This window comes from Streptomyces sp. 150FB, assembly GCF_000818195.1.
Classification (GTDB): Bacteria; Actinomycetota; Actinomycetes; order Streptomycetales; family Streptomycetaceae; genus Streptomyces.
Map to the genome: position 1 here is coordinate 1,465,108 of NZ_JTHL01000001.1, position 8,158 is coordinate 1,473,265.

Sequence of the window (8,158 nt, forward strand, 5' to 3'; positions counted from 1 at the left end):
GCGGGGGAGCCGCCGCGCTGAAGACGGGCGGCTTCGCGGGGAACAGCGGCGGCGACAAGGGCGACAGCGTCGCGGCGTCGGGGGCCGCGCTTCCGGATGGCTTCGCGCCGTGGCGCGAGACCGTGCGGGGCGGTCTCCCGGACATCTCCGACGAACTGCGTTGCGTCGCGCACGGCGACGCACTGTTCTGCGGGGGCGGCGGCGTCGTCGCGACCCGTATCAGGGCCCGGGACGGCTCGCGCGTGTGGACGGCGAAGAGCCCCGGCGTCCCCACCCAGGGCATGCACCTGGTCGGCGCGACCGACGACACGGTGCTCGGTTTCCGCTTCGCCGCCCAGGATGCCCCGCAGGACCCTCCCCGCGAGGTGGTGGCCGTCGACGCGGACAGCGGCCGGGAGCTGTGGTCCGTACCGTCCGGCGCCCAGTCGGAGGCCGTCACGGGCCGGTCTCAGGACGCCCTCGTGGTCGGCTCCGCCGTCGTGACGGTCGACGCTGCCAACTCCCGCATGGAGGACCGGGACGCGCACAGCGGCAAGGTCACCTGGACGACGACGTTCCCGGCGGGTACGCAGTGCGCTCCCGTCCCGGTGGGCTCCCAGCTCTTCGCGATGTGCGCGCCGAACACGGAGGTGGACGACTCCGAGGTGATCCACTCCACCCTGTACGCGGTCGACCGCGCCTCGGGGACACTGGGCAGCCCCATCGCGGTCAAGGGCCCCGCCGTGGCGATGGGCCTCGCCGGCGGCAAGCTCGTACTCCTTCAGAAACACCTGGACGGAACGGAACTGACCGGCTACGACGGGGTGGCGCGGGTCGACCCCGCCTCGGGGAAGGTCACGTACTCCCGACTGGCCACGACGTACGCGGGGACGCCCGGCATGGTGGACGGCACCGTGTACGTGAGCGGGCAGACCGGTCTCGTCACGGCGCTCGACCCCGCGACCGGCCGGAAGAAGTGGTCGCGGCAGACCGACGTGGAGGGTGCGTCGGGTCCCGTCGCGGGAGCCGGCGCGCTGTACTTCAGCTCGGCCACCGGCCGGGTGGTCGCGCTGTCGCGGTACGACGGCAAGGTCCTGTGGGCAACAGACCCGCAGGCCGACGGCCTGACGGGCGAGCAGGGCGCAAGCCCACGCGTAACCGTCGCGGGCCGCGCGCTGATCGTGGCCGCGGCCAAGAACACCCTCTTCGCCTTCGACACCCAGAAGCCGCCGAAGTCAGGCTGACCGGGCCGGCGGCTCACTCGGTCGCCTACGCAGCCGGGGGCGCTGGACTGACGAGAGTCAGCCGACATCACGCTGGACGAGATGGATATCCCGGACCATGGCTATCAGGACCGGGGAGTCGGGCGAGGGCTGGCTCCTCCCGATGTCCCGGTAGCTCCACGTCTCGTAGAGGTGGTGGACCTTCCCCTCCCCAGCCAGGGGATTGACCATGAGGGTGACTTGCGGCTCGGACCGACCGGCAAGGAGGCTGTCGTGGATGCTGCGGGAGGCCCCCGTCTTACGCCACGGCACACGAACCATGATCTCCTTAAGAGCCAAGGTGGGCACCGCGGTCAGGGACTCCGGCAGTGGGCTGGTGATCCGCTTCCAGTAACGGTCCCCGTGCTCAATGGTGTTGGCGTAGGTGTAGCCAATGGCCTCCTCGCCGTCGAAACCAACTACCGCCTCCCAACCAGGTTCTGAGGCATGTCGCGCGAGACGCTCCCCGTACCTCTCCACGGAGTAGTGAGGGTCGTGGAGGCGGTCAGCACGCACCTCGGCGTAGATATCGATCAGCGTGTTCCAAATGGGCTCGATCTCGCGGAAGTGGCGCAACTCAACGTCGTCCGTTGTCACGGAGCATCCCTTCGGTGGCGCCCTTCTGGCCCGATGCAAAAATCCGGCCCCCACTGTCGAAGTGGCGGCCGGCGTGGAATCGGAAGCACTCAGGGCAGAAGGTCCCGCTGCCCCGCCTGAACGCTCTTGACGAAGAAGTTGTAGTCCTGGCGGGAGACGACCAGGACCTTCGCGTCCGGTTCGCCGACGTCAACGGAGTCGCGCAGTGCCACGACATCATCAACGAAAGCGACTTCAAGGCAGTTGTCGCCGCCGTTGGACATGTCGCTCTTGACCCAGACGGCGGTGGTGAGATCGACCTTCTTGTTCATGTGTAGCAGTCCTTGATCAACTCGTGGATGAAGCGACGCGACGCTTGCCCGTCGAGGGACTTCACGCGGAGGAAGTCGAGGGCCGTCTCGTAGCGGCCGATGTCTCCATCTTCCTCCAGGTACACGGAGCTTGTCATCGTCTCCACGACCGCAACCGGGGACCCGACCTGGAAGTGCAGGAGTTGGAACGGGCCGTCGATGCCTGCGTGAGCGCCCGCCTCGAAGGGAAGCACTTGTACAGCCACATGCTTGTGCTCCTCCGTCACGTCCAGTAGACGTTGAAGCTGGCCTCGCATGACCTCCGGCGCTCCGACCACACGGCGAAGGGCACCTTCGTCAAGGATGCACAAGACGGTGATGGGGTCTGCTCGAGTCAAGGCCCTCTGCCGCGCCATGCGCAGATCCACGAAGTGTTTTACCTCGCGTTTTGACCGCCACTTCTGGCTACCGTCGACAATCGCAGTGGCGTACTCCTGCGTCTGGAGCAAGCCCGGAACGATGTGTAGGTAGAACTCTGCCTTGGAGGCGATGCCTTCGAGATTAAGAAAATCCTCGAACTCGTGGGTTCGGATCGCGTCCTTGTACTCATCGAGCAGATTAGTTCGCTTCCCCGCGGCCGCCAGAGAGACCATGTCCTTGATTTTCGCCCTGGTGTCCTCAGAATCCACGCCGTAGATCTGAAAGAAGGCCGTCAACCCCAGACCGGACACGCGTTGCTTGCCATTCTCGATCTTGCTGAGCGCGGGCTTGCCCGGCAGCCCGAGCCGCTCTGCGGCGTCTTCCATGCTGAAGCCCGCAGCCATGCGCAGCGACCGCAACGCCGATCCGAGCCTTCGTCTGTGCACATTCGGTCGCGCCTCTGCCATGACTGCCTCCCTTTTGTCGCCGCAGCGTACCGCGAGCATGAGTGCTGGCATATGCCAGTTTCGATTGGGGCAACGTTTCTAGGCGGAATAAGCTGCTCGCAACGTTGCTCATAGGCCAGAGTAGCGCTCAGACAGAGCATCACAACTCCGGCGATGCCCGGAAGTTGCTCTCGGCAGCGTGCTTCGCCCTGCCCCCAGTCAGGGCGAGCCCCCCGTCTCGGAGGGAAGACCCGTGACCACGATCGCGCCTCAGCCCCATGCCATTGGCGATCCCGGCTACAGCCAGACCTGGCCCCGTGAGCCACAGTCCGCCGGCCGTGCCCGCGTCCTGGTGTGTGCGGCTCTGGAGACCTGGAGACTCGATCAACTCGCCAACTCCGGGGGCCTGATCGTCTCCGAGTTGGTGGGGAATTCGGTTAAGCACACCAAGTGCCGTCTGATCCGCGTCAGTATCTCGCTGACCTCTCCGGGCTGCGTTTGCCTCAGTGTCTCGGACAAGTCGACCGCGTGCCCTCTGCTTCAGCAGCCCGAGGCAAATGCCGAGAGCGGACGCGGCCTGTTCCTGGTAAACGAGCTGGCCGACCGGTGGGGCACGGATCGTCGTCGCTGGGGAAAAATCGTGTGGGCCGAACTCCGCCTGGCCGAGGCGTGAATGAAACAACGCACCCAACACAAACAGAGAGGCGGCGTCTTCCGGTGGAGATACGGAAAACGGCTCAGGGACCGGACCCGGCACCACCGAGCGGGCTGTGTATCGGCATGGTCGTCTACGACCGCAGGTACGAAATGGTCGGGGCCATCGACGACTTCGTCGGCCCGTTCGTCAACCTTTCGCGTCCTACGGGGCTTACCTGGCAGAGCCGGTGGGTTTCCGTACGCCAGGGAACGCCCCACGAGTTGCGGCAGCTCAAGGCCATCGGGGCTCTGCACCGGGTCCAGCGGAAAGGCCTCCCGCGCCCATGAGGGAGGCCTTCGTGCTCCGCCTGCGTGGTCCGCCTTCGTCCTCTACGTCATCGCCCTCGGCCGTACCGTTCCGCGACCAGCGACATCGCGCCCAGCGGGTCGCTGCCGACCTCCTTCGCAGCGAAGTAGATGTTCCCCTTCACCCCCTGGTGCCGGGCACAGAGGTCGAGGTGACGGGTGAGTTCGGCCGGGTCCTGCCACGGTGCCGCCTGCGCCGGGTCGCCCACCTTGTAGAGGGCCTCGCCAATGTAGAGGTCGACGCCCGTCCCCCGTACGACTCCGTCCCACCAGCGCACCAGTTCCGCGTAGTCGGCGGCGGCGAAGCCGATGTTCCAGTAGACCTGCGGCGCGATGTAGTCGATCCAGCCCTTCTTGACCCAGGCCCGGGTGTCCGCGTGCAGGTCGTCGTAGGTCTGCACCCCCGCCGTGGTGGCCGAGCCGAGGCGGTCGGTGGCGGCGTTGCGCCATACGCCGAAGGGGCTGATCCCGAAGGGCAGGCCCGGCTTGATCCGTTTGATCGCCTCCGCCGTACCGCGTACCAGCAGATCGGTGTTCTCGCGCCGCCAGGCCGCCCTGTCGGGGAAGCCGCCGCCGTAGCGCTTGTACGCGGCGTCGTCCTTGAAGGTCTGGCCGGCCACCGGATAGGGGTAGAAGTAGTCGTCCCAGTGCACGGCGTCGATGTCGTAACGGCGTACGGCGTCCAGCATCGCTTCCTGGACGAAGTTCCTGACCTCGGGCAGGCCCGGGTTGTAGTACAGCTTCCCGCCGTACGGCAGGACCCAGTCCGGGTGGAGGCGCGCCGGGTGCTTCGCGCTCAGCAGCTTGGGGTCGGCGGTCTCAAGGACGCGGTACGGGTTGAACCAGGCGTGCAGTTCGAGGCCGCGCGCGTGGGCCTCCTCGACGGCCGTACCCAGCGGGTCCCAGCCCGGGTCCTTGCCCTGCGTACCGGTCAGGCACTTCGCCCACGGCTCGTGCGGCGACGGCCACAGGGCGTCGGCGCTCGGTCTGACCTGGAGCATCACGGCGTTGAGACGGCGTTCGACGGCCGTGTCGAGGTGTCTGAGGAGTTCGGCGCGCTGGGCCCCGGCCGACAGCCCCGGCTTCGACGGCCAGTCGCGATTGGTGATGGTCGCGATCCACATGCCGCGCAGATCTCGGCCGCCACGGCCCCTGCCGCCATGACCCCGGCCGCCCGGGTCCCCGCCGTGCCCGTGGTGGTCCCGCTCCGTGGCGGCGGACGCGCTGCCCGCCGTCAGCAGCGTGGCCGCCGCCCCCGCGGTCGCCGCCATGAACCGCCGTCTGTCGAACTGCCCCATTACCGCGTCCTCTCCTGGTCCGCCTGCCCGCCGGCAGGCCGGTCGTGCCACCGCCGGCACCCCGTGCGCCGGTCGCCGTATCCGCTGAGCATGCCCTCCCCCGAGCCGCCGTCATGGGACCTCGCCGGGTAACGTCGGGCCGTGGCGGACGCCGGAACTGCACGGCGCGCCCCGCCGGAACACGGACCGAACCCGGGCCGGCCGAGGACCAGCGAAAGGCACGAAGTGACCGACACCCTGACCGATATCGCCCGCGTCGGAGTGGTGGGCTGCGGCCAGATGGGCGCAGGCATCGCCGAGGTCGCCGCCCGTAGCGGCCTTGAGGTGAAAGTCGCCGAAACCACCGGAGAGGCACTGGAGATCGGCCGCACCCGACTCTTCAACTCGCTCTCGAAGGCGGCGGAACGCGGCAAGATCACCGAGGAGGAGCGGGACGCGGCGCTCGGCCGGCTCAGCTACACGACCGACCTCGGAGAGTTCGCCGACCGCGATCTGGTCATCGAGGCCGTCGTGGAGAACGAGCAGGTCAAGACGGAGATCTTCCAGGTACTCGACCAGGTGGTGACGCGTCCCGACGCGATCCTCGCCTCGAACACCTCGTCGATCCCGCTGGTACGGCTCGCGGTGGCGACCTCGCGTCCCGACCAGGTCATCGGCATCCACTTCTTCAACCCCGCCCCGGTGCAGAAGCTCGTCGAACTGATCCCGGCCCTGACGACGTCCGAGGAAACTATCCTGCGGGCCGAGGCCGTTGTCCAGGGTCCGCTGGGCAAGCACGCGATCCGCGCCCAGGACCGCTCGGGCTTCGTCGTGAACGCGTTGCTCATCCCGTATCTGCTGTCCGCCGTCCGGATGTTCGAGTCGGGTATCGCGAGCCGCGAGGACATCGACAATGGCATGGAGATGGGCTGCGCCCACCCGATGGGCCCGCTCAAGCTCGCCGACCTGATCGGTCTCGACACCGTGGCTTCGGTCGCCGACTCGATGTACGCGGAGTTCAAGGAGCCGCTGTACGCCGCTCCCCCGCTGCTCCAGCGGATGGTGGACGCGGGACGGCTCGGCCGTAAGACGAACTCGGGCTTCTACACGTACGACTGACGGCCGCCGGCCGGCTGACGATCGCCGACCCACTGACGGCCGCCGACCCACTGACGGCCGTACGCCACGGGGCCCGCCCGGTTCTCCGGACGGGCCCCGCACCTCCACCTCACGGCTGTCCCCGCACCCGTACGCCGCGCGCGCTGTCCCCGCATGCGTACGCCGCGCGCGCTACCCCAGCCGTAAGTGATGCAGCATCAGCAGCCCGGCAGCCATGTTGGCCGCCGGAATCTCACCCCGTGCGATCAGGTCCGGCACCCGCCGCAGCGGGACCCACTCGCGGCGCGAGGACTCGAAGTCGTCCTCGGGATCGCCGATATGGGTCGCCGTGTCCGTCCAGTAGAGATGGTGCCTGGCGTCGGTCAGGCCGTTGGACGGCTCCACGGTGAGCAGGTGCCTCAGCGGCCCCGGGCGCCAGCCCGTCTCCTCCTCCATCTCCCGCGCCGCGGCGGCGACGAGGTCCTCGCCGTCCTCGACGACGCCCGCAGCCAGCTCCCAGCCCCAACTGTCCGTGATGAACCGGTGCCGCCACAGCATCAGCACCTCGTCCGCCTCGTTGACCGCCGTCGCCACGGCGACCGGGCGCAGCCTGATGAGGAAGTGGTCCAGGTGCCGGCCGTCGGGGAGTTCGACGTCCGCCAGATTGACGCTGAACCAGCGGTTTTCGTACACATTCTTTTCGCTAAGTTTCGTCCACTGCACGGTTCTGCCACCTTCCGACAAGTTGATGGCAATATCGCAGCCGTGGGTCGCTTACAGCGGAACGCGTAGCTCCGCATCGATGAGTTCGGCCGTCGCCCCCGCCTCGGCGGAGCCGCTCGCCGCCAACTCCTCGCGTACTTCGCGCAACCGGTCCCGCAAGCGCCGCGACTCCATCCCCCGCGCGCGCTCCGCCATCTCCGCCGCCGTGCCCGCCGCGCGGTCCGCCTCCCCCTGGCGCAGCTCGATATGGGTGAGCATGGCGAGCCGGTGGACCCTGCCCCTGTCGTGTGCCGGGGTGTCCACGGCGGCGGCCGCGTGCGCCCGCGCCGGGGTCAGTTGGCCGAGACTCAGCAGCGCGTCCGCCACCTGTACGTTCACCAGGCCCGGCTGTACGTAGCCCGTCTCGGCCGGTTCGTGTCCCGGACGGATCTGCTCGGCCTCCGACTCGGCGCGCCGGATGCAGACGAGCGCGCCGCCGCTGTCGCCGAGCCGTGCGTACGACTTGGCCTGCATCGCGTACAGATCGGCGGCGAGCGCCGGGGTGATCCGGCTGCCCGCCGTCCGCAGCGCGGCCTCCGCGAAGGCCACCGCCTGGCGCAACTCCCCCATGTACAGCGACTGGTTGACCAGCAGCGCGATCACATAGGCGCCGAAGCCCCGGTCGCCGCTGGCCTTCGCCAACCGCAGCGCCTGGTGGAAGTAGCGCTGCGCGAGGCCGTGCGCGTCCGAGTCGTACGCGCAGATACCGGCGACGGCGACCAGCGCGCCCGTCGCCCTGTGCAGTTGACGGCCGAGGGCGTCGCTGTGGCCGCCGCGCAGCAGGGGCGCCGTCTCCACGTTCAGGAAACGGACGATCCTGGCGCGGGTCGCGACGCCCCCGGCTCTTCGGTACATCAACTCGTAGTGCGCTCTGGCCGACCGCAGCAGCTCGATGTCCTCGGGCCCCGCCTTCGTGCGGCCGTGGCGCGAGACGTCCGAGTCCTCCGGCGGGTTCTCCCACTCCCATACGGGCATCACGGCGGGCGTCCCCATGACGGCGGGAGCCTCCTCCAGATGCGGCCGCC

The 8,158-nt window shown here is 68.5% G+C and carries 9 protein-coding genes; 3 read left to right on the top strand and 6 right to left on the bottom strand.

The genetic code is table 11. The features are described from left to right. On the top strand, positions 1–1,223 hold a 1,223-nt coding region (locus QR77_RS48310; protein WP_236710545.1), incomplete at its 5' end, for a PQQ-binding-like beta-propeller repeat protein. Positions 1,224–1,280: 57 nt separating this feature from the next. Here QR77_RS48310 and QR77_RS05895 read toward each other — a convergent pair. The 3 genes from QR77_RS05895 to QR77_RS05905 all read right to left on the bottom strand — a co-directional run bounded on the left by QR77_RS05895 (position 1,281) and on the right by QR77_RS05905 (position 3,015). Beyond that, entirely contained in the window at positions 1,281–1,838 is a 558-nt protein-coding gene (locus QR77_RS05895; RefSeq protein ID WP_040020082.1) for a hypothetical protein, read from the bottom strand. Positions 1,839–1,927: 89 nt separating this feature from the next. Beyond that, positions 1,928–2,149 (bottom strand): DUF397 domain-containing protein, encoded by a 222-nt coding sequence (locus QR77_RS05900; RefSeq protein WP_040020083.1) that lies wholly within the window; start codon positions 2,147–2,149, stop codon positions 1,928–1,930. Continuing rightward, entirely contained in the window at positions 2,146–3,015 is an 870-nt protein-coding gene (locus QR77_RS05905; protein WP_040020085.1) for a helix-turn-helix transcriptional regulator, read from the bottom strand. The genes QR77_RS05900 and QR77_RS05905 overlap by 4 nt, the downstream gene beginning before the upstream one ends. Positions 3,016–3,247: 232 nt before the next feature. On the opposite strand from QR77_RS05905, the gene QR77_RS05910 reads away from it, so the two are divergent. After that, entirely contained in the window at positions 3,248–3,667 is a 420-nt protein-coding gene (locus QR77_RS05910) for an ATP-binding protein (protein WP_040020087.1), read from the top strand. Between the two features lie 358 nt (positions 3,668–4,025). On the opposite strand, the gene QR77_RS05920 is transcribed toward QR77_RS05910, so the two are convergent. Continuing rightward, positions 4,026–5,294: a family 10 glycosylhydrolase gene (locus tag QR77_RS05920; protein ID WP_040020091.1), complete on the bottom strand. Its 1,269-nt coding sequence runs from the start codon at positions 5,292–5,294 to the stop codon at positions 4,026–4,028. Between the two features lie 237 nt (positions 5,295–5,531). Between QR77_RS05920 and QR77_RS05925 the strand changes: the two genes are divergently transcribed. Continuing rightward, a complete protein-coding gene (locus QR77_RS05925) occupies positions 5,532–6,392 on the top strand; it encodes a 3-hydroxybutyryl-CoA dehydrogenase (protein WP_040027376.1) in 861 nt (286 codons plus the stop codon). A 171-nt stretch (positions 6,393–6,563) separates the two neighbouring features. On the opposite strand, the gene QR77_RS05930 is transcribed toward QR77_RS05925, so the two are convergent. Together QR77_RS05930 and QR77_RS05935 are read right to left on the bottom strand one after the other, a co-directional pair. Next, positions 6,564–7,094: an NUDIX domain-containing protein gene (locus tag QR77_RS05930; RefSeq protein WP_078876496.1), complete on the bottom strand. Its 531-nt coding sequence runs from the start codon at positions 7,092–7,094 to the stop codon at positions 6,564–6,566. Positions 7,095–7,145: 51 nt separating this feature from the next. After that, on the bottom strand, positions 7,146–8,158 hold a 1,013-nt coding region (locus QR77_RS05935), incomplete at its 5' end, for a hypothetical protein (protein WP_040020098.1).

What these genes read in the sequence shown, in the direction of transcription:
- QR77_RS05900 (WP_040020083.1), bottom strand. Translation starts at nt 2,149, where the DNA reads ATGAACAAGAAGGTCGATCTCACCACCGCCGTCTGGGTCAAGAGCGAC.
- QR77_RS05920 (WP_040020091.1), bottom strand. Translation starts at nt 5,294, where the DNA reads ATGGGGCAGTTCGACAGACGGCGGTTCATGGCGGCGACCGCGGGGGCG.
- QR77_RS05905 (WP_040020085.1), bottom strand. Translation starts at nt 3,015, where the DNA reads ATGGCAGAGGCGCGACCGAATGTGCACAGACGAAGGCTCGGATCGGCG.